13 protein-coding genes are annotated in these 22,131 nt (G+C 64.8%); 4 read left to right on the top strand and 9 right to left on the bottom strand.

The features are described from left to right. Positions 1 to 333: 333 nt before the first annotated feature. Positions 334 to 1,068: an SDR family NAD(P)-dependent oxidoreductase gene (locus tag U1739_RS20175; protein ID WP_332710409.1), complete on the bottom strand. Its 735-nt coding sequence runs from the start codon at positions 1,066 to 1,068 to the stop codon at positions 334 to 336. A gap of 82 nt (positions 1,069 to 1,150) precedes the next feature. On the opposite strand from U1739_RS20175, the gene U1739_RS20170 reads away from it, so the two are divergent. Beyond that, positions 1,151 to 1,555, top strand: a complete 405-nt coding sequence (locus U1739_RS20170; RefSeq protein WP_332710408.1) for a winged helix-turn-helix transcriptional regulator — start codon at positions 1,151 to 1,153, stop codon at positions 1,553 to 1,555. Between the two features lie 389 nt (positions 1,556 to 1,944). Here the strand turns inward: U1739_RS20170 and U1739_RS20165 are convergent, their stop codons facing one another. After that, entirely contained in the window at positions 1,945 to 2,826 is an 882-nt protein-coding gene (locus U1739_RS20165; RefSeq protein ID WP_332710407.1) for a LysR family transcriptional regulator, read from the bottom strand. Positions 2,827 to 2,917: 91 nt separating this feature from the next. Here U1739_RS20165 and U1739_RS20160 point away from each other — a divergent pair, with 91 nt between their 5' ends. Both U1739_RS20160 and U1739_RS20155 read left to right on the top strand, forming a co-directional pair. Continuing rightward, positions 2,918 to 3,850, top strand: coding sequence for an NAD-dependent epimerase/dehydratase family protein (locus tag U1739_RS20160; protein WP_332710406.1), 933 nt, complete (start codon positions 2,918 to 2,920; stop codon positions 3,848 to 3,850). Position 3,851: 1 nt separating this feature from the next. After that, complete coding sequence (locus U1739_RS20155) at positions 3,852 to 4,007, top strand: hypothetical protein (RefSeq protein WP_332710405.1); 156 nt, start codon at positions 3,852 to 3,854, stop codon at positions 4,005 to 4,007. A gap of 348 nt (positions 4,008 to 4,355) precedes the next feature. On the opposite strand, the gene U1739_RS20150 is transcribed toward U1739_RS20155, so the two are convergent. Further along, positions 4,356 to 4,637: an SDR family oxidoreductase gene (locus U1739_RS20150; RefSeq protein WP_332710404.1), complete on the bottom strand. Its 282-nt coding sequence runs from the start codon at positions 4,635 to 4,637 to the stop codon at positions 4,356 to 4,358. A gap of 52 nt (positions 4,638 to 4,689) precedes the next feature. Between U1739_RS20150 and U1739_RS20145 the strand changes: the two genes are divergently transcribed. After that, complete coding sequence (locus U1739_RS20145; RefSeq protein ID WP_332710403.1) at positions 4,690 to 6,720, top strand: putative bifunctional diguanylate cyclase/phosphodiesterase; 2,031 nt, start codon at positions 4,690 to 4,692, stop codon at positions 6,718 to 6,720. A 246-nt stretch (positions 6,721 to 6,966) separates the two neighbouring features. Here the strand turns inward: U1739_RS20145 and U1739_RS20140 are convergent, their stop codons facing one another. The 6 genes from U1739_RS20140 to U1739_RS20115 form a co-directional block, all read right to left on the bottom strand. Further along, the gene (locus tag U1739_RS20140; RefSeq protein WP_332710402.1) at positions 6,967 to 7,266 is read right to left on the bottom strand and encodes a helix-turn-helix domain-containing protein; all 300 of its coding nucleotides are present in this window, start codon (positions 7,264 to 7,266) and stop codon (positions 6,967 to 6,969) included. 14 nt (positions 7,267 to 7,280) lie between these two features. Continuing rightward, positions 7,281 to 7,421 (bottom strand): hypothetical protein, encoded by a 141-nt coding sequence (locus U1739_RS20135; protein WP_332710401.1) that lies wholly within the window; start codon positions 7,419 to 7,421, stop codon positions 7,281 to 7,283. Positions 7,422 to 7,756: 335 nt separating this feature from the next. After that, on the bottom strand, positions 7,757 to 8,188 hold the full coding sequence (locus tag U1739_RS20130; protein WP_332710400.1) for a hypothetical protein: 432 nt from the start codon (positions 8,186 to 8,188) through the stop codon (positions 7,757 to 7,759). Between the two features lie 290 nt (positions 8,189 to 8,478). Beyond that, positions 8,479 to 8,925 carry a hypothetical protein gene (locus U1739_RS20125; RefSeq protein ID WP_332710399.1) on the bottom strand — a complete coding sequence of 149 codons (447 nt, stop codon included), beginning with the start codon at positions 8,923 to 8,925 and terminating at the stop codon, positions 8,479 to 8,481. Next, positions 8,922 to 9,659 (bottom strand): SapC family protein, encoded by a 738-nt coding sequence (locus tag U1739_RS20120; protein ID WP_332710398.1) that lies wholly within the window; start codon positions 9,657 to 9,659, stop codon positions 8,922 to 8,924. Before U1739_RS20120 ends, U1739_RS20125 begins: the two co-directional genes overlap by 4 nt. Before the next feature lie 48 nt (positions 9,660 to 9,707). Further along, on the bottom strand, positions 9,708 to 22,103 hold the full coding sequence (locus tag U1739_RS20115; RefSeq protein WP_332710397.1) for a filamentous hemagglutinin family protein: 12,396 nt from the start codon (positions 22,101 to 22,103) through the stop codon (positions 9,708 to 9,710). Positions 22,104 to 22,131 lie beyond the last annotated feature (28 nt).

Genomic DNA, 22,131 nt, shown 5'->3' with positions numbered 1-22,131 from the left:
GCGATCAATTTCCCAGTTACGCATTAGCAATTTTTCTCAAGGTGATGACGCGACCCCGCCGACTGCGTCGACCCAAAAGTGGACGTTTAAACCACCGTCGCCGCACGCCAACTCCAGCCATTCGCTAATGTGGGTCCACGGGCCACTTCCAGCGAGGAAAAGCAGCTGTCCGAGGTCTAAAATCGAGAAAGTGGCCAGTCCGCACTCGGTCAAGGATCACTCGCTCGGGTCGTGATAGGCCTGACGGAGGAGGGTGATCGCGAGTTTGAGCTTGTGGATTTGACCGGCACCGCATTCGAAGCCAGCGGGCTTTACGCCCGCTGGCTTAGTTCCTCAAATCTGAGCCAAACCTCCGTCCGTGAACAGCTCGCTGCCCGTCATGAAGCTGCTATCCGACGATGCGAGAAACGCAGCGGCCGCTGCGACTTCGGATGGGTCGCCGACATGCCCGATCGGTGTGGTGGCCCCCATCTCGATCATCGCGTCGCGGCCGACGACTTCGGCCGCCAGGTCGGTCAACGTTGGTCCAGGCGATAGGACGTTGACGCGAATACCCGTACCGCGCAGATCCTGCGCCCAGCTGCGCGCGAGGTTGCGAACAGCAGCCTTCGAGGCGCTGTAGATGCTAAACGCTGGCGTTCCCATCACGCCGGTGGTCGATCCGGTTAGGATAACCGAACCACCCTGGCCCATTAGCTTTAAGCCCTTCTGCACCGTGAAGATTGTGCCCTTCACGTTGATGTCGAAGGTCTCGTCATAATGCTCAGGCGTGATCGCGGTAAGCGGCAGCAGCGCGCCGGTTCCTGCATTGGCGAACAAAATATCGAGCGCGCCGCGCTCCTGCTTCACCGTATCGAACAGCCGGTCGAGATCGCCGGAATCGGTGACCGATCCCACCACCGCGCGCGCGTTCGCACCGAGTGTGGCTACTGCCGCGTCCAGTTTCTCCTGCCTTCGACCGAAGATATAGACGAATGCGCCTTCTTCGATAAAGCGCTTCGCCGAAGCCAGGCCAATGCCCGTGCCGCCGCCGGTGATGATCGCAGTCTTGCCTTCTAGTCGGTTCATACATGCCTCCAGTTCCTGGTTGCATGTAGTTGGACCTCTGCCTACCTAGCGGCAAGTATGCACCTTTTGGTAAGTATCTAAAATGGCCGAAAAGCTCGCCCCCCTCTGTGCCGATCCCGCTCCCGTTGCGCCAGCCTTCACCTGTGGCCTCGACGCGACGCTCAAGATCATTTCCGGCAAATGGAAACCGCTCATCCTGTATTTCCTGTTGCGCGGACCGACGCGCTACGGCGAACTCAAGCGCGCCGTGCGAGACGTGAGCGACAAGGTTCTAATCCAGCATTTGAAGGAGCTGGAAGCGGACGGCGTGTTGCGCAGGAACGACTACAAGGAAGTGCCGCCACGCGTCGACTACACGCTGACGCCGCTTGGCCAGAGCCTCGCCCAGGCGCTTGAGCCCCTATGCACCTGGGGAACCGAGAACATGGCAGAGATGCAGAAGATCTTCGTCGAGCGCGATAGCTGGGCTCGCCAGAAGCGCGCCTAGCTGCCGCCCGGCAGACGAACGAAACCGGGTTGCGGTGCGTCGCGGGCCTAGCTGGACGGCTAGACCTAGCAGGAGCCTACCGTCAGCTTTACTACCGAAACGACCCATAATCCGCCATTCGGCGCTCTATTGGTGCCTCCCACCTTCAGACACTCGTTCATCTCGGCACAACGGCCATTTGACGTTGCATAGTGACGCGCAGCGGCACCGTTGGTGCAAAGAGCCGGGCCGAGGCTAGGTGTCTGTCGTCAGCGCCGGGAAACGCGTGTCTATGACATACGCTTGGAAAGGCATGCGCTGTATTGCGCGCCGCGGCAGGTCCGAAGTCGGGGCGTGCAGGACTTCATCGATCGCATCCAGCCAGGCAGTCGCCCGTTTTGCCAGCTCGGTCAGTCGAGCCGCGAAAGCCCGACCGCCAAGGCGTCGAACACGACCCGGTACCGCACACTCGTCTTGAGATCCTCGTGCATGACGATCCAGAGTGGCAGCGGCAGCGTGATTTTCGGCAGTACGCGCATCAGCTTCGGGTCCCGTCTCGCGACCGCGACCTGACAGATGCCAATGCCGAACCCGGCCCGGATAGCTGCGAACTGCGCCAGATTGCTGTCGGTCCGTAATGCGAAGCCCCGTCGGTTGAGAGGGGTCAAACGGGTCGCCATCGTCCGGAGAGCAGGCGTCTCCATATCGTAGCCGATCACGTCGAACCGCGAGAGGTCTGCGAGGGTCGCCGGCGTGCCAACCCTCCCGAGGTAGCCGGCATGGGCATGGAAGCCGAGCTCGACCGGCGGCAGTCGCCGCGCCAGCAACGCGCCCTGGGTCGGCTCGGTCATGCGCACAGCGATGTCGACTGCTCGACCTAGCAGGTCATCTACGCGGTCCGTAAGGGCGAGCTCGACCACCAGCGCGGGATGTTCGCGACGAAGCCGAGCGAGGATCGGCGGCAAGTACTCGACGCCAATGACTTCGCTTGCGCTGATCCGCACCGTCCCCTCGACCGCGCCCGGTGTGCCGCTGGCGGTGCGCAGTAGCGTAGCGGCGGCGGTAGCCATGACCTCGGCGTGTGGGCGCAGCGTTCGCGCCAGATCGGTCGGCTCAAGCCCGCGCTGCGATCGCAGGAACAGGTCCGCACCAAGTTTTGCCTCAAGCGCGTCAACGTGACGCGCCACCGTTGGCTGTGTGATCGCAAGGCGACGTGCCGCTCCCGAGAGCGACCCTTCGTCCAAAACCGCCAACAGCGTCCGGTATAAAGCCCAGTCTAGATCAGCGCTCATCGTTTCCCGTATAGCAGGTGCACGTTCTTCGGCAATTTCCGAGGTGCGGCATCTGGTCCATCTCCGTCTCACCAACGAGAAGGAATGAGCGATGACACAGCAGATCACGGTATTCGGCTTCGGCGCGGTCGGGCGGCCAATCGCCGAGATCCTCGCCGCACGCGGCGAGCGTGTCAGGGTCGCGACCCGGAACCTGCCGGCCGACCTGCCGGCCGGCGTCGAGCACATGGCTTGCGACGTGCTCGACGCTGCGGATGTGCAACGTGCACTGGCCGGATCGACGCAGGCGGTGCTCGCAGTCGGCTTCGCCTATGACTCACGTCTATGGAAGACGGTGTGGCCGCAGACGATGACCAACCTGGTCGAGGGCTGTGCCGACGCCAGTGCGCGGCTGGTGCTCATCGACAATCTTTACCAGCTCGGCGCCAAGACGGAAGCGCGCACCGAGGACATGGCCCTAACGCCGACCGGAAGGAAAAGCGCCACCCTCGCCGATGTCAGCCGCATATGGCAAACAAGCGCGGACCGCGTCCGCGTAGCGGCCCTGCGCTGCACAGACTTCTACGGACCAGGGGTCCCCGTATCGCACCTCGGCGCGTCGGCATTCGGCGAGCAGGCGAAGGGCAAGCCGGCGCAGCTGCTGGTTCCGGCAACCACGCTGCACGACTTCGCCTACGTGCCTGACATTGCGCGCGCGGCAGTGGCTCTGCTCGATGCCGACGATGCCGATTTCGGACAGGTCTGGAACATGCCATGTGCACCAACACGCACTCCACGCGAGCTGCTCGCAATAGGCGCTGCGACACTGGGAGAGCGCCTCCGGGTATGGGCCGTGCCGCTCGGGCTGCTTCGGCCGCTCGGCCTTTTCTACCGCTTCGCCAAGGAAGTCGCCGACGTCAGCTTCACATGGGATCGGCCATATATCGTGGACGGTAGCAAGTTCACGCGCCGCTTCGGCTTCGCGCCAACACCGTTCGATGTTGGCGTCCCTGCCACCGTTCGCGCCTTTGCGGGCCAGCGTTGACATGGCTGGCACCCGCCACGTGCCGCCGGAGTGGCCGGTCCTCCGCAACGTCGTTCTGGCGGTGCTGACCGCCCTGGTGGGCGGAGACGTCGTCGCTCAAGCCCTTCTCATCGGCCGGTCAATGACGCATCGCTGGATGACGACGTTCACTCCCTAGTCGCGCGCGCCGTCCAAACGGACCGACCGGATGTTTCCAAACCTATTGAATCATTGCTGCAATCGGAGCGCTCTCCGTAGCTGCTTTGACCCACAAGTGGACGTTCAAACCACCGTCGCCGGTCGCCAACTCCCGCCATTCGTTAATGTAGGTTCACGCGCCACTTCAAGCGAGGAGAGTAGCTGTCCAAGGTTTAAAATCGTGAAAATGGCCAGTCCGCACTCGGTCAAGGATGACCGATCGGTTGAGGTCGGCCTGACGGAGGAGAGTAATCGCGAATTTGAGGTTGTGGATTTGAACGGGACCGTATTCGAAGCCAGCGGGCTTTTAGCCCGCTGGCTTAGTTCCTTAAATTTGAGCCACGCCTCCATCCGTGAACAGCTCGCTGCCCGTCATAAAGCTGCTATCCGAGGATGCGAGGAACGCGGCGGCCGCCGCGACTTCGGATGGGTTGCCGACATGCCCTATCGGCGTGGTAGACCCCATTTCGATCATCGGATCGCGACCGACGACTTCGGCCGCCAGTTCGGTCAGCGTTGGTCCAGGCGATAGGACGTTGACGCGAATAGCCGCTCTGCGCTCCGCATGCGGATCGCAACCAAATGAAGTTGAGCTGTTCCGGATTGTCAATGGGTTGTGAACGCTTCTCTGCTAGCGGGAGCGCTTGAGGGATCCCAAGGCGATGTTCGAGTGGCTACCTGAACTGAGAGTGCGCCGGCTACCGGCGTCAGACGCGTTTCTGCTCGAGCAATATGGCGCGCTACGTCGGCAGATACCGTTGATGTACGCGTTGATGTTCATCAACGTCCTATTCCTTGGCATAGAGTCGTTTCGCGACGTGCCGTTCGGAATGAGCTTTGGCATCCCGATCCTATTATCAATTGCAATCATTGCCAGAGCGCTCCTTTGGGTTCGACGCCGATCGGTCGTTGCGCAGCCCCAGCAGATTCGACGCTATCTTCGCGGCACTATAATAACAGCTACGCTGCTAAGCATTGTTTTCGGTGTCTGGGGATCGCTCCTCTTCTCCGAGGCTGAGCCCATCCGCAGCGTATCGATCTCGCTCTACGTATTTGTAGGGGCGATTAGCTGCTGCTTCTGCCTCCAGGCACTGCCGAGCGCTGGATATATGGTATTGCTGTTCGGTGTGATGCCGGTCACAGCCCGACTGTTCATAGCATCGGATTGGTCGCTGTTTAGCGTCGGTGCGAACTTCCTAATCGTTGCCATACTGATCTTGCGGACATTGGCCACGAACCACGCAAGTTTTAAGCAAGTGCTCGAGTCTCGCGCTGAGATGCTCGCCGAGCAGAAGCGCGCGCAGGCCGCGGAGCTCGCGGCGCAGAAGCTCGCATACGAAGATGCGCTGACTAATTTGGCAAACAGGCGGGCGCTCAGCGAGCATCTTGATACGTTTTTCAGTAGTCCGGAACCGCAAGCGCAATTGTATCTTTTCATGCTCGACCTCGACCTTTTCAAGGGCGTGAACGATGCATACGGGCATGGCGCAGGAGACCACCTTCTGAAGGCGGTTGCCTCGCGTCTCCAGGGCCTCGTCGAGCCTGCAGGCCATGTCTACCGCCTTGGCGGCGACGAGTTTGCCGTGACACTTCACGTCCTCGGAGATGGCAATGATGATGCGAGTGCGATGGCAGATCGGCTAGTTCTCGAGATGGCAGCATCGTTTCCGATCGACCGGTTCTTGCACTATATCAGCGCCAGTATCGGCATCTCCTGCTTTCCGGTCGACGCGACGAGCCGCGAAGGGCTCATGCAACACGCGGACATCGCGTTGTACGACGCGAAATCGCGTGGTCGATCATGTCACAGCTTTTTCGAGCCGCGAATGGGAGAAGCGCTTGTTGATCGCGCGGCGCTTGAGCGGGAAATGCGCGCCGATTTTGGCACCAAGGCCTTCGAACCTTACTACCAGCCGCTCGTGAACCTGTCCTCGGGATGCATCGTCGGGTTCGAAATGCTGGCCCGGTGGAAACGTCCTGATGGTACTATCGTCGAACCAAGCCGCTTTATCCCGGTTATCGAGGAATGCGGCCTGATCGACGACTTGATGCTGCAACTGCTGGAGCAGGTCTGCAGAGATGCGAGGAGTTGGCCGCCCGAGCTTACCATTGCTATCAACTTGTCACCAATCCAGTTTCGCGACCCGTGGCTGTCGGAAAGAATCTTGGCGGTCCTCACGCGACAGGGTTTCCCTGCTCGGCGCATCTGCCTGGAGATCACCGAAAACGCTTTGATTTCCGATCCGGTGGCAGCAAAACGGATCATCGAATCGCTCAAAAATCAGGGAATTTCGCTGGCACTTGACGACTTCGGAACAGGCTTTTCGTCGATTCAACATCTGCGAATGTTGCCGTTCGACAAGCTCAAGATCGATCGCTCCTTCGTTTTCAACGTCGATACCGATAGCGGCGCTCACCGCATGGTTTCGGCCATCATCAGATTGGCGGAAAGCCTGCAATTGAGCGTCGTTGCCGAGGGGGTGGAAAGCACTTCGGTGCGCGACACTTTGCACGAACTGGGGTGCCAGGAAGCACAAGGATATTTGTTGGGCATGCCTCTCAGCGCAAGTGAAACCGCTGAAAAATTACAGGGCACGCAGTCGCGGGCGGCAAATTGTGAAGATGACGCGAACGCTAACTGTCCGTTGACCGCCAATTCTCCCCGTGTCTCGCATGCAGCAACGACAGTGTAGGGAAGTGGTCGGAAAGTTACTATAATTTTTTATAGTAACTTCGTCCACAGTGCAGTGAAAGAAAACCCTGAAGCAGGCTTGTCATGCCAACTATGGGCCAATTCTGGTCATCGTATTCATGTCTTAGTGTTGAAATACCTTTAGATTGAATGGTGAGCTCCATTCGAAAAACTGAGTGATCACGAGCACGGCACCCATAAATGACATTCTGGCGCGCCTGCCTGCTCCCCGAAACCTGCCGTTCATTCATGCTTCGATTCGACGGCATCTTTGTCGGCGCGGCCAGGGAAGCCGCTGGTAGGTGGCAATCGAAATTCGTCGGGCGTTTGAGTTGCCCGAAGGCCCTGAGCCACGGCTCCCATTCGGGGGACTTCCTAAAACTCTGCGGCGACTGCCGGAGCCTCTGTCGAAAGGCGCGGCGAAGGCGTCGGGCGTCTCGTGGCCGGCATCGAGAGCGATCTCGGTGACACGTTGGCCTTCGCCACCCGTCAGCTGTTTCGAGGCCCGTTTGAGACGGGCCAATTGGACATAGCGATGCAGGGGCAAACCGAAGATTGCCTTCAACTGCCGGTGGAAATGGCACTTGGAAACGCCGCTACGCCGCTCACCGCGTTCAGGTCCAGATCGCTGTACAGATGCCGGTCGATATGTTCCAGCACCCTCTGCATCCGGGCATGATAGCGATCGAGCGCAGCTGTCATCGTCCTCATGCGACTAGACGCGCTCCATATCGCGTGGACGAACATGGACGGCCACCATGCGATCAAGACCCGACCGGATCGCGTGCGCCAGATTTTTGTGCGTGACCCTGACGGCTACGTAGTCGAGATCAACGACGCGCATCCCACCGAGTAAGATTGACCCAGTTGCGGAAGTTCAGACCGCCCTTCCCGCTACCCAACTTCGGCCGTTCGTTTAGGTCGTAGCACGGCGGCGTTCGGCTGCGCGGGTGTCTCAAACGGGGGAAAGTAGACATTAACGCTAACGTGTCTCCCGAGCCGACCGTGCGCAATCGGGAGCTGCCCAGCTTTCCGTGTCAAGCCGCCAATACGTTGATCCTAGCCAGCGTGTGGAGGTCCGCTTCTACCTCAGCGATCACCGGCTCTAGGTGATAGTCGTGTGGCACCGCGAACAAGGAGTCATCTGGCAAGTTGCCGTTGTGTCGCGGGAAACCGATCAGGAACGCGCGGTACAAGCATGTCTCACCCGCCTTGATCTGCGGGGCAGTCCAACCGTTCATGCGCCATGCGTGCAGTACATCAAAGGGCGCAAATACATGCGTCTCACAAGTCGGCGCACCGACACGGACACGGCCATGTATCATTAGCCGCTGGTGCAAGCCTGCTTTACCGCCGCGATTGCCGCCAGCGCTAATCCGAATACGGGACGGGTCGACGATCGACCGGACAATGTAGAGGCCAGAGACCGGCTTGGTGGCTTTCCAGGTAGTGGTGACATCCTCGATCAAAGCCGCGTCTCCCTCGATGTGCAGAGACGTTGCCGGATCGCCGTTAAAAAATCACAACCTAGAGCTTTGGCTTTTCGGACTGTGCCGTCATGTCGCAGATAAGGCGTATCATGCGCCGTACCGGATGGCGACCGTCGGTCGCAGCGCGATCATGAAGCATCGTTTCTGCCGGGCGGTACACGAAAGAAGTGGGCGTGCGGAGCCTGACCACTTCGCGGCGGCCGAGACCCACACCCGGTCATGCGCGGGCTGCTTGAAGGTCCCCAACGTCGGCCGTTCGTTCATGTCGGCTATCTGGCCGCCGGTCGCGTCGCATCCGCGCGCGATCGGTCCAGGGAGATGGCGATGCGCAGGGGAAGGATGATCCCGCGCGGTGGTGAACCCGGGAGACGCTGGCCGAGGATGAGGCTGCGCAGGTCGGCATTGGGTTCGTCCTGCGCGAACGACGGCGCTTCGATACGGGTGACGACGCTTTGGCGGTTCACCCAGATTTTGAGCAGCAGCGGGGTGGCTGGCTGATCCGGCGCCGGGCGGGTCCCGTCGAGATAGCGGCGCAGACGGACCGCTGCGTCGCTTTCCGCTTGCAGCCGGACGGATATCTCCTGCGTGGCGGCCTCGGCATAGCGTAGCCAGGCTGCCGGCGCATTGGCCGGCGCCACGCCGCGCGCCTGCAACGGAGCGCCTGCCAGCAGCATCGTCACCGCCGCGGCCAGGCCGGTCGCCAGACGACCGATCATGCGACTGCCGCCTGACGGTCCAGCAAGGCAGCAAAGCGATCGAGCGACTTGAGGTGGAAATGGATCAGCGCCAGCCAGCCGTTCCGGTGCCAATCGAGCACGACGGCGTCGGGCAGACCGGCCAACTTGCTCGCATCGACGATCTGGAAACCGTCGAGTCCCAGCGTGCGTCCATCCGGCAGCGTCGCGTCGGCGCGACGGTCGATCAGGAGGTCCTGTGCGCGCAGCGCCGCGGCAAAGGCACGGGTTGCTGTGGACTCGCTCTGAAATGCGTCGCAAAAGGCCAGCGCCTCGCGCGTCACGGCCGCGGGCTTGCCATCCTCGAACAGCGCAGTGCCTTCCGTGCCTGATTGGACGACGCGGGCCGAACCGGCATCGATCGCCAGCGCGAAACCATCGGGGTTTACGGTGGGCACGAAGCCGAACGGATAGCGGCGGACATAGGCCGGTACATATTGGTCGGCGATCCACTGGCCATCGGCGAGGAACAGGTTGCGCCGCTCCAGGCCGATCAGCGCCAGCGGCTGCGCATCGCTGCCGGCAAATACCACCGGATAGCAGCGCGCCGCTTCGGCCAGTTCGCCGGTCACGATCGGCACGAACGGCGTGTCCGAAGCGAAGGCGACATCGCCATCCTTCAGCCGCCATGCCGCATGCAGGGCAGCCGATAGCGGCTCAGGCGCGCCATAGAAAAGCGGCAGTGCGGATGCTGCTGCGTCGGATGATTCAGTCATGTCGTTCTCCGATAAGGTCCGGTCCGCCGAAGGCAGGTGAGCGCAGGATCAATTCTCTTCCCCGAAACCGACGAAGCGCGCGGTGATGATCATCGGGATCTGTGGCCGGATCTTCGGACGCGCGCGTTCGGCCAATCGTGTCGCCTCGGCCACCACCGAGCTGGTCGCCGACGACGCCGCCGTCAAGGCGCCGACATTCACCACGGGCGGCAGCGGAATGCCCTTGGAGTCGCCCTGCACCTGGATATTCGCGGCGTTGATCACCTGCAGCGCGGCCAGATTGACGTTGCCCGAGACGCGAATACCCGCCTCACCAGCATCGATCGTGCCGAGCGGCGCGATAAGATCGACATCGCCCGCCGCCACTTCCGGGATTGGGTTGAGCGTGGCGATGCCGGCGCCCGACGAGGGCACATCCGGCGCGAGCACGACATTGCCGTACGCGTCATAGGTGCGGCGCGGTGGCGTGAAGACGATCGTCGATTTGGAACCGCGGCCGGCGTTGATGTCGCCTTCCTCGGACCAGGCGAAGATATCGCCGCCGAACGTCGTCATGATCCGCGACAGGCCCATCAGCAGGCTGCCCTCGCTGAACAGCTGGATATCGCCCTGCCCTTGCGTGACCAGACCGGCGGTCGAGGGCGGCACTTCGCCCTGCACGCCGACCACGATCTGCCCGCCGGGGACGAGCATCTGGATGTCGCCGCCGAAATTGGTGCGCACGCCCGATCCGCCATACATCAGGATATCGCCGGTGCGGACGATCTCCGCGCCGCCGGCATCCTTGTCCGGCGCGAGCGTGGCGATCATGTCGCGCCCGCGCAGATAGGAGCCGAAGCGCGCGCTGTCGGGATCGTTATACTCGCGGCCCCCTTCGCGCAGCTCGGCATAATAGACGTCGCGCAGGAACACGCGCTGCTGCTCCGGCGCCAGCGCGTCGAAATAGGTGAGCGCCGCCGCGCCGGTGCCGGTGAAGCCGTAGCGCCCCTCCAGCCAGGTGCCGAGTTCCTTGCTGTAGAGCTTGACGACCTTGCCCTGGTTCTGCGCGTCGGCCAGCGGCCGGCCCGGATCGGCCAGATTGGCCGGATCGAGATAGCGTTTGCGGATCGCGGCAAAGTCCAGCGCGACGCCGCCCGCCGTCATCGCGATCGACGCGCCGAGCCGGGTGTCGCCCTGCGCGATCGCGCCGATCGAGGTGACGGTCGCGCGGTCCTCCATCAGGATGTTGCGCCCCGCCGTCAGCTCCAGCGTGCCCGGCCCGGCGACCGAGAACGAACTGTACAGGATGTCACGGCCCGCCGAGACCATCGACACGTCGGTTTCGTTGTTGTGGACGAACAGATTGCCCGTCGACGTGTTGGTGCCGTCTCCGAACAGGCGCGGAAGCGTCGTCGGCGCGCCCAGATTGGTGCCGCTGTTGACGATGTCCCGGCCCGCCTTGATCCACACCGGCCGGCTGCCCTCGTACCGGGTCGTGCCGAGCAGCGAGAAATCGAGGATCTCGCCCGTGCGCAGGCCCACGATGTCGCCGTCGCGGGCATAGAAACGTGCCGGCCCGGCCGCGCCGGGATTGCCGCCGACGATCGTATTCGGGCCGAAGCCGAACAAGGCCAAAGACGCCTGGTCCGTCCGATAGCCCCCGTCGATGCCGTAGCCGAGGAACTTGAGCTGTCGGGTCAAGTACCCGAAGCCCGGATTGAACGGCGTGACCAACGTGGACATGTCCGCCCCCGACGGCGTCACCGCATAGCCGCCGGCATAGATCGACTTCGCGGCGAGGAATTCGAGCTGCGCGTTCGGCCCCGGCGACAGCATCATCGAATAGGCCGTATGCGTATATTGGCCGCTCGCTGCGTCATACGCGCCGGACGGGCCGTAATACAGGCTGCCGCTCGCCGCCACGGCGCGCACGATCGACGGATAAATATAGCGACCGTCGGTCGGCGCGAACTGGGTATTGGAGAAAAGCGGCTCGAACTGGGTGTTGGATTCGCCCACGGCCGAGTTCGGCGTCATGTTGCCGCCGGCCGAGAACAGGTCGATCGCGGTCCGATCGGTCCAAAGCGAGAACCAGGCGTAGCCGCCGCCCGCGCCGCTGGCGTCGCCGAATTGATAAGCCACGCCGTTGCGATCCTGCGTGCGGGTGCCGTCGATCACCGTGCCCAGCACCAGATCGTCGCGGGTGTTGAGGCGCACCGTGGCGTCGCCGGGCGCGACCAGCAGGCCGCCGGTGGATGTCGCCTTGGTCGCGATGAACGGGCTGTAGGCGCGCGTTTCCTTGCTGTCCTGGAAGGTGAAATCGGCGCCTGTAACCGTCTCGACGCTGCCGATCGATCCGGCATCCAGCGACACCGTGCCGCGCAGATTGACGACCGCGCCGTTCAGGTCGTGACGGCTGAAGAGCGGCAGCTTGCTGCCATCGAGGAACCCGCTAGCCTCGGCGGCGGCGTTCAGCCCGCCGCTGATCCGCACGTCGATATCGCCGCCGCCGGTCTGCACCAGCACACCGTCCACCACGCGGCCGGTCGATCCGACCGCCAGCACCAGCCCCTCGCTGCGGGTGGCGTCGTTCTGATATTGCGAGCCGCGCTGATTGATCATGCCGGCATCGCCGCCGACGCGGACATTCAGATTGCCGCCGCCAAGCGTCCCGAAGCCGGTGAAGCCGACCGTGCCGCTAACCTCCGATGCGGTGGCATAAGTGCCAAAATTGATCCACCAGGCGGTGGGCCTGCCGAGTCCCTGAACGCTCGTCTGGCGCCACAGCCAGTTGCTCACGTCGCTGCTGGCAAGCTCGATGCCGCCGACAGACACGCTGCTCGCCGATCGCCCGACCAGATCGCCGGTCAGATTGCCACCGACGGTGACGCCCAGATTGCCGCCATGATCGGGATACCAGGCGCGGTACAGGCTCTCCTCGCCGCCATCGACATATTTCTCATGCCCGATGCTGCCGAGGATCAGGTCGCTGGCTGCGTAGACCGTGCCGCTCGTGCCGCGCGGCGCGTCGAGGCCCGCCGCCCGGCTGTCCGCCAGCGAGAGCGTCGATGTGCCGGCGGTGTAGATGCCGTAGAGCGAGCGAACCGACAGATCGCCGGCGCTGGCCAGATCGATGTCGCCGGTGCCGGTGCGCAGCACGCTAAGCGTCGGTGTTCCCGGCGTGTAATTATAGCTGACGTCGCCGATCGGCACGCAATATGCGCCGAACGTGCAATAATCGGCCAGTGACACACCGGTATAGTCGGCGAACGTCAGGCCGAATTCCGCCATCACGGCCGCGTCGAGCTCCGCCGCGAGCAAGCCGGCGAAACGATTGTCCCCGAAAATATCCGCCGAGCCCTGATCGTTCAGGCCGACGGGGGTCACAACGGTGCAATAATCGCCATAGGCGCACCAGTTCGACAGAGGTTCCCCGAAATAATCGGCGAAAGTCTGGCCGAATTCCGCGATCATGGCGGCGTCCAAAGCCGCCCCGCCAAGGCCGGCGTAACGACCGTCACCAAACAGGTCCAGCGAGCCGAAAGCACTCAGGGCAATCTCACCGGCGGCCGCGCCGTCCATCCCGTAATGCGTGTCGGCCAGCAACAGCCGGCCGCTGACCGCATTGGGGTTGGTCAGCATCGGGTTCGCCGCGCCGAGATCGGCGCCCGCGACCAATTGCATCGACCAGCTTTGCGAACCCTCGGGCAGCATCTGCGCCAGTGCCCAGGTCCGCCCGCCGCCACCGGCGCGCAGCTCGATCTGGTCGACCCCGTCGGCCAGCACGACGACCGCACCCGCCGGGATCACGCCGCCCATCGGCAGCGTGACGATCCCGTCGAGCACGACGGTGTCGAAGCTGGTGTTGCTCGGGCCGATCGGCTTGTGCGGCAGCGGCACGTTCTTGGGCCAGATCATCGCCGCAATGTCGGTCGGCCCGGACAGGATCGTGCCCGCGCCGAGGATCATGCCCGCGGTCAGCGTAGTCGCTGCGGTTAGGCGCGTGCCTTTGGCAAAGGCGATGTTGCCATCGGCGTCGCGGATATCGGCGGACAGGATCGTGTCGGCGGGCAGCGTGATATTCCCCGCCAGCGCCGCGGCGGCCGGCAGGCGCGTACCCGCCACCATCGTCATCGCCTGGATCGGCAGATCATAGTTCAGCGTGCCGCCGGCCAGGAACGTCGTGCCGTTGTGCAGCTCGATGCCGCCGCGCGGGACGATCACGTCGGTGTTGAACATCTGTTCGCCACGCTGCAGCACCCAGCCCGTTTTCTCCGGCATGTCTTCCGGCGGCGGGGCGAAGCCATCGGTGATCGACCCGAAGATGGTCAGATCGCCGCCGGCGCGCAGCGTCAGCTTGCCGACTTCGCCCGAGCCATAGACGCCGGTGAGCGGCGTGTTCAGGTTGACGCCGTCATAGCGATAGCCGGACAGATCGAGATCGCCGCTGAGCACCAGATCGCCGCTCGTCTTCACCTCGACACTGGGACGCAGATGGAAGGCGTCGCGATAGGCGGCATTGTTCAGGCCCGCGAGCTTGCCGCCCATCAGGTCGGTATTGCCCAAAGCCGCGTCAATAAACGCGGTATTCTCGCCGTGGCGCTGGTCCATCCATGCCTGGTCGATCACCTTATAGGGCCGGCCGGTGGCGATCGCCTCGGTGCCGGTCGGCACGTCGTCATCGCCATAGCTGCGCACCGCATTGACCGCGATCAGGCGCGCGCCGTCGATCGCCAGCGTGCCGCGCGCGTCGATGGCGACGTCGTCGGTGCCGATGCGCGGTGCATTGAGCTCCAGCGTACCGCGCGGGCGGCCGTCATTCTGCCCCGCGCCGGAGCCGTTCGCGACCCCCGTGCCATGGCGCAGATCGATGTGTGCGCCTGTGGCCAGCGTCAGCATGCCGGCGCCTGAGCTCAGCTCGACGATCGCGCGGTTGGGGCTGTCGATGATCTTGCCATAGCTGTCGACGCGCAGGCCGGTGCCGTGTGCGTCGAGCATGCCGGTGCCCGCCAGCGTCAGGCCGGTGCCGCCGGCGAGCCGAATCCGCCCGACCTGCACGCCGCTGGCATCGACCTTGCCGGCGATGGTCAGATGACCATTGTCGAGCGAGATGTTGATGTCGCCGGCCTTCACCTCGTCGCCGATCGTCAGGTCGCCCTGCTTGATCTGGAACGCACGCGCACCGAACACGCCGCCGGTGTTCAGCCGCGTGTTAAGCGCGGCGAAATCGCCCAGGCTGTGCGCGCGCAGATCGATCATACCGGCGCGGTAGGGGACGATCGAGCCGCCGGCGTCGTATTCGCCGCTGGCCGAGCCCAGGATGCTGCCCTGCAGATCGATCAGCCCGGCATCGCTGCCGAGCGCGGTCGCCCGCAGCACGCCGGCGGCGTTGTTCTTGGCCGACAGATCGATCACCGATGCCGCGGTCTGGCGGATATTGCCTTCGCGGCTGTCGAGAATGACCTCGCCGCCCCAGCTATATTTGGTGATGTCGTCGAACGGCACGGCGCGACCGGCAAGGTCGATCTTCGCCTCGTCGCCGAGCATCAGATCGCCGACCGCGCCCAGCGTCAGCTTGCCGCTCGGCAGCACGATCGCCGTCTCCACGGTCAGCGTCTGCCCACGGATCGACAGCTCGCCGCCGAGATCGCTGATCGCGCCCGGCGTGCCCGCGCCGGTCAACAGCACCGCGCCACCGGCGGTGATCTTGTTGGTCGAACCGGCCGTGCCGGTGATCAGCGGTGCGGTGATGTTCAGATTACCGCCCGAATAGGCGAAGCCGGTGCCGGCGGTATACTCGCCCTGCGACTGATACACGCTTAGCGTGCCCTTGTGATTGGCGGTGATCCGTTCGGCGGCGGTGAGATTCACCGTGGCGAAGCCCAGCGCCAGCCGGTCGTGGACGGCGCTGGCCGTCACCGCATCGGGCGCGAAGCCGAATTCGATGCGCTGTGCGTCGATGTTGAAAATGCCGCTACCGGTGCCGGCGCCGCCCGCCATGACGGCGGCGGCCGGATTGATGCTGCCGTTCCAGATCAGATTGCCGGTGCGGATCGTCGCCACGTCGCTCGCCGTGCCATGGCCGTAGATACCGCCGCTGCTCAGCACGAGATTGGCCAGACGCGACTTGCCGGTGGCGGGATCGATCGTGTCGAGCGTGACCGTGCCGAAGAAGTTGATCGAATCGCGCGCGGTGAGCGTCAGCGTCTCCAGCACGGGCGCGCCGGTGGACGTGTCGCCGCGGAGCAGCCGGTCGAGGATCGTCTGGTTGAGTTCCAGCCCGGCCGGCAAGATGTTGGTCGCCGCCGCGCCGGCAATCGCCGCCGCGCTGCCGACATTGATGCCGCCGACCGCCAGTGTCAGGTTACGCGTGCCATAGCGCACCGCATTATCGAGCGTGAACGCCTTGTCCGTCGCCGCGACGATCGTGCCTTCGGAATACAGGCTGGTGACCCCCGAACAGACCGTGGTGCAGCCGCCTATATCGATCCGCCCCGATCCGTAACCCTGCGTGTCGTCCTTGGGCGCCAGCATCGTCAAATAGCCGTTGGACACCGCCAGCACGCCATTGGCGCGCGGCGCATAGATGAAGCCGTCGCGCGAATCCTGCCCGACCGTGCCTTTGCCCAGGGTCGTCAGGGTCGCGCCCTGCTCGACCGTGATTCCCCCTTGCTGCGCGCCGGAGATGAGGAAGATCTCGCTGGCCGACAGCGTGGCGCCGCTGCGCACGGCGACGAACGCCGTCGAGAAGCCGCTGTCGAAGTCGACGAAATTACCGCTCTGGCCATAGACGGTCTTCGTGGTGCCGCCGATCAGCAGGCGGCCGGCGCCGAGCGCGTTGATATCGGTATCGGTCAGGGTAACGAAATTTTCGGTGCCGCTCTTGCCTTCGGCAACCACCTCGATCCGATTGCCCGCCGGCATCAGCACGACGTTGCCGCCCCAGCCGTCTTTTGCCGCGGTGTTGAGCAGGTCGCCGGCGAAGGAGAAGCTCTCCCGATCGGTCCTGTTCCTGGCGAAAGTCAGCGCCAGCTCCTGCACGTCGCGCGGCAGGCGCACGCGCGGCACGCCGAGCCGCGCCGCATCCGCCACGACGAAATCGGCGAAGCTCATCTCGTTGTAGAGCGAATAGTTGCGTACCAGCGTGCCCGGGGTGACGATCACCTGGCGGGTCAGCGCCTCTCCGATACCGGTGCCGGCAACGCCCAGCCGGCCGGTCAGCAGATGCGAGCCGTTGTCGAGCTTCACCGCGCCGGTCGATATGCCGCGCGGATCGGCGGTGGTGGCGATCTCGGCACGGAAGGCGCCCGGCAGCAGCGCATAGGTGGACGGCATCAGCGTATAGGTGCCGGCGGGCAGGCCCGCCACCCCGGTGTCGAGCGTGATCTGCTGGCCGATCATCGGATTGCCCGCGCCCGCATCGGGGCTGATCGGCGCGACCGCGCCGCCGCTCGGGACGAGCGCATAGACCTGGCTACCGCCGATCGTGACGCCGTACCCCGGATTGGCCGCCGCCAGCCCGGCGCGCAGCACGTCGACCGATCCGCCGCGCCCGCTGACGAAGCCCGCGCCGGTCAGGTCGCCGCCGCCCGACAGATCGATCACCGCGCCATCGGCGACATGGATCGACTGGCCCTGCAAATTGACCGCGCTGCGCACCGCTTCCTGGCTGAGCACCGTCTTGTCGAGGTTCTCTCCGGCATAGCTGTACGCGACGCCGTCCACCGTGCCGCCATAGGGCATGACGAGCCCGTTGGCGCTGACCGAGGTGATGCTGCCGGCCAGAAGATTGACCTCTGTCGAATTCACGGTGCCGGTCTGACCCAGCGTGATCGCGCCGAGTGGCGCGCGGATGATGCCGCCCTGGTTGACCGTCTCGCCCTGAAGCTGAAGCTGGCCGAACACCGAATAGGGCTGTGCCGGCGTCGCCGTGCCGCTGCGCCCGATCGTGATGTCCTTCGCCGTCACTAGGGCAAGCGCATGGGTGGCGGGGTACAACTGTGCCGCAATCATCGTCAGCGTATGCGCGGTGGTGAGGCTCGTGACGTTGTCGCTGCTCTGCGCGAGGAAGCGGAGATCGCCGCTGCTGACCAGGTCGATATCGGCAAAGCCGCGCCGGTCATACGCCACCGGCTCTTCCACGCCCGGCAGGGTGCCGCCAGCGCCGAAGTTGACGATGTCTCGAACGTCGATCAGGCCACCCTTGAGCAGCAGCGCCGCGTTGCTGTCGCGCGCCGAGGTGCCGCCCACCGACGCTTCGGTCAAGCCAGGAATATCCGATGACAACACCGGCGGCGCGCCAGCGAGCAACAGGTACGGCGCGGTGATCGAAATCCGACTGTCGTCGCTCGCCGTCTCGGCAAGTGCGAGCGACTTGGCGTAGAAGCGCGCGCTCTGGCCGAGCGTCAGATCGACAGTGCCCGCGAAGCTGATCTGGCCGTTGACCGCAAGGCCCAGATTGCCGAAGCCGCCTTCCTGGATCTGCGTCACCGACAGCGCGCCGTGACCATAGATCAGGCTCGCGGCGGCCTCCTGCGGCGTTGCGGTGCCGAAAGCATCGGCATCGCCCCGCTGCTGGCTGATCACCAGCTCGCGCGCCTGCGCCAGGCGCGGATCGACACTGTCGCTGCGCACCATCGTCGTGCCGAGCGCCAGATCGAGCGTGCCGCCCGCCGCGCCCACGCCGCCGGCTGCCGCCTTGATGTCGCCATGCAGATACAGCCCGCCGACCGAGCCGAGCGAGATCAGACCGCCATCGCTGGCGACGGTGACGTTCCTGCGGTCGCCCAGATCGAGCGTCGCCTGCGCGCCCGACGCATCGAGCAGCGCGCCGTCGCGAATGACGACGAAATTGCCCGCCACGTCGGGCCTGCCGGTGGCATGGTCGATCGACCCGCCGATCAGGATCTGCCCGCCGTCAGCCACCAGCCCATAACGCCGGCCCTGCGCGTCGATCGCCGTGGCCGCACGGGCCGCCACGTCGAGCACCGCATCCTCGCCGATCCAGGTCGAGTAACCGGCCGAGGAAATCGGGAACTGTCCAGTGAAATCGCGCGCCCGCAGGCCGATCTGCTGGATGTCGATCACCCCGCCCCAGGCGTTCAGCCGGCCCTGCACGGTAATCTGGTTCGCCGCGCCCAGCGCGAGACGCTGGCCCGGATCGACGCTGATCGTGGCGCCGCGCCCGATCAGCAGTTCGACCCCCGGCAACGCGGTCTGGTTCACCGCCATGTCGGTGGTGCGCAAATACAGGCTCGCGCCGCCACGCTGGTGCAGCACGCCGGCCTGCGGATCTTCCTGATACAGCGGCGGCGTCCATAGCTCCATGCCGAGAGCGGGATCGCTGCCCGCCGCGAGCGTCAGTGCGGCCGTCGACTGGCGATAGACCGGCATCGTGACATCGACGGTCGCGCCATCGGCCACGACGAGCCCGTTATTGCCGACGATCTCGTAGCTGCCGAAACCCTTGTCGAAAAAGTCCTGCCCCAGCACCAAAGTACCGTCGTCGGCCGTATCGCCGGCCCCGCCGATGCGCACGCGAGCGGCCTGCAGCAGCAGCTTGCCGCCGCCCGCCGCGCCATGGCCGCGAACGCTGCCGTCGAGCGTCAGGCTGCCCTCGGGCGTTATGAAATCCAGGCCACCGACCAAACTCACCGCGCCGCCACGCCCGCCGACGAAGCTGGCATCGCTCAGGATCGCGCCGCCCGACGAAGCATCGATCGCCGATCCGCGCACCAGCATGACATTCTGCGTGTTCTGCAACGACACCGATCCGCCATCGATATGGCCAAGCTGCGCCAGCCCGTCCGGCGCGTTCCAGCCATTGGCCCACACGCCGCGCACGTCGATCGACGCCTTGGAGCCGAGCGTGATCCCGGCGACGCCATCGCGGACGAGATATTGATCGACCGAGCCGGCCAAGGCCGCCCTGAAGCGGTTGGTGACGGTGATCGCGCCCCCCCGCGCGGTAACCGTGCCGGCGATATCGAGGATCGGTGCCGTCACATCGAGGCTGCCGCCCGCCGCCAGCGTGAGATCGCCGCCAATCGAAACGGCGCCGAGCGTGCCGATCTCGAGGCCGCCCAGCCCAGCGCCGCTCAGCCGCTCGGCATCGAACCACGCCGTGCCGACCCGGTCGGCAGCAAGTGCGTCGCCGAGTTCACCTTGCCCGGTGATGTCCGCGACCGCGCCGATCTTCACATCGGTATCGTACAGCCTGCTGCGGCCGAAATTGTCATAGCCGCCGAGCGCCAACGTGCCGGCCTTGGCCACGCTGTGCTGGCCGAGATCGTAACCGTCGGTAACGCCATCGGCGCGCGCGATCGTCTGCCGCTCGCCATTGATCACGCCCGCCAGGATCGTCGCTTCCATTACCGCGGTCGGCGTGGAGAGGATCAGCCGCCCGGCGTCGCGCCCGACGCTATAGCCATCCTCCCAACGCATGGTCGTGCCGCGCGAAAACAGGCGGTTGGCATAGACCTCGTCATATTGCGAACCCCAGCGCTCGTGCTTGCGCAGGAAGGCGTTGCCGACACCGATGAACTTCATGAACGCCGGCGCATTGCGTACGTCGTACAGGCGGCCATCGGCGCCGAGCATCAGCGACGAGCGGACATAGCCGGCGGCGTAATCGAGGCTGCCGCCCGAAATGTCGAACACGGCGTCCTTCTCGGCCACCACTTCCTTGGCGGCAAGCGTGATCGTGCCACCGATCGCCGCCCATTCGCCGATGCCGTGCGCGGTATTGGCGAGATAACCGCCGACCTCGAGCAGCCCGCCCTGAGTGTACCAGCGATCGCCATCATAGCCGCCAGTGCCCGATGGCAGCAGCACGAGATCGCGCACGTCGACCCACACGTTCTGGTTCTTCAGCCCGGTGCCGTCGCGATTGTCCGGGCTGTCGCGCAATTCGTTGCCCTGGACGTTCACCTTGATCGAATTGCTTGCCATATCGAGCGCGACGCCCATGGCGCCGGACACGTCGATGCTGGCACCGCCGGCGACGGTCACCCGCCCGGCATTCGCCTGCACGGCGACCTGGCCGCCATTGGCCATCGTTTGCGAGCCGCCGGCGAACAGCACGTTGCCGCCGGTGACGATCTCCACCCGGCCCTGATCGAGCCGGTCGGCGACCAACGAACGATCGTCGAACCCGCCCGTCGTGGTGGTCGGCCGATTGAAATTGGCCTTGTCGGAGGCGGTGGCCAGCGCATCGCGCTGCGCGTTCAGCGCGGTATCCGTGCTGTCGAGCTCGGGCAGGACGAGCGTGAGGCTGTCCTTGCCCAACGTCACCGAGCCGAGCGTGTCGGTCGCGGAGTTGAGCAGGTGGATCGTGCCGCGCTGGTTGACGCCGGTCGTGGCGACCAGCACGCCATCCTGGCGGATCGTGCGGCCGGCAAGCGTGATATCGCCCTGCGCGGCCTCGATCTGGCCGCTATTGGTGACGGTGCCGCTGGTCGAGCCGGCGTCGATCAGCCCGCGCACTTCGTTGCCACGCGTGGTGGAATAGGGGTTTTCCAGGGTGCCATAGCCGCGCCGCACGATGAAATCGTCGCCTGCCGCCAGCGTCGCCTGCCCGCGCGGGGTCAGGATTGATCCGGCATTGGTCACTTCGGTGCCCATCAGCAGCACGTAACCGCCACCCGCGGTTACCGATGGGGGCGTATTGGTGGCGATGCGCGCCCCGGCCTCGACCGTCACGGCGCCGCCGGCATCGGTGAAGCTGGCGAGATAATTGGTGCCCGACAGCGCGGAATAGATGCCGCGGCCGAGGAACTGATCGTTGGTGATGTTAGCCGCGGAGGCCACCAGGTTGCGCACGTTGACCTGCGATGCGCCGCCGAAGATCACGCCGTTGCGGTTGAGCAGCAGGACGGTGCCATCGGCCTTGATCGAGCCGAGGATTTTGGAGGGATCGGCGCTCACATCCGTCACGCGGTTGAGCACCACCCAGTCGGCATTGCCCTGCTTGAACGTCAGATCGGTCTCGCGCCCGACATTGAAGGTGTCCCAGGTCAGGATCGCCTTTTGCTGCGTCTGTTCGACATCCACCTTCGTGCGGCCATCGCTGCCGACGGTCTCGGTCGGCCCCTTGGCGCCGCTCCACAGCGCCGGATCGATCGCCACGCCATCGGCAACCTGCAGCCCGCCCTGGCCGAGACCATTGCGGATCGTGCTTTGCGCGGCTTGCGCCGCGGCGCGCGCGGCAGTCTGGGCCTGGCTCATCGCCGACCGACCGGCCGCCGCGCGACGGAACGCGTTGACCGCGCGCTGACTGGCGGAACTGGTCTGCGCCGCACGCGCAGCTTGCGCCTGGGCGGCGCGAGTCGCGGCATCGGCCGGGTTGGCGCTGCCGCCGCCGCGCCCACGGCCGGACTGGGCGAGCGCAGCGCCCGCGCACAAGATCGAGCCGATCGATGCGCCAATGAGGAGCTTGCTGCGGAGCGAACGGGTCTTGAGCGTCATCGGGCGAACTCCAGACGGGCCGCAGTCG

Origin of the sequence: Parasphingomonas puruogangriensis (genome assembly GCF_036663635.1) — a bacterium.
GTDB lineage: Bacteria > Pseudomonadota > Alphaproteobacteria > Sphingomonadales > Sphingomonadaceae > Sphingomonas.
Note: the sequence above shows the minus strand (reverse complement) of the source record. Positions and strands in the feature narration are given on the sequence as shown.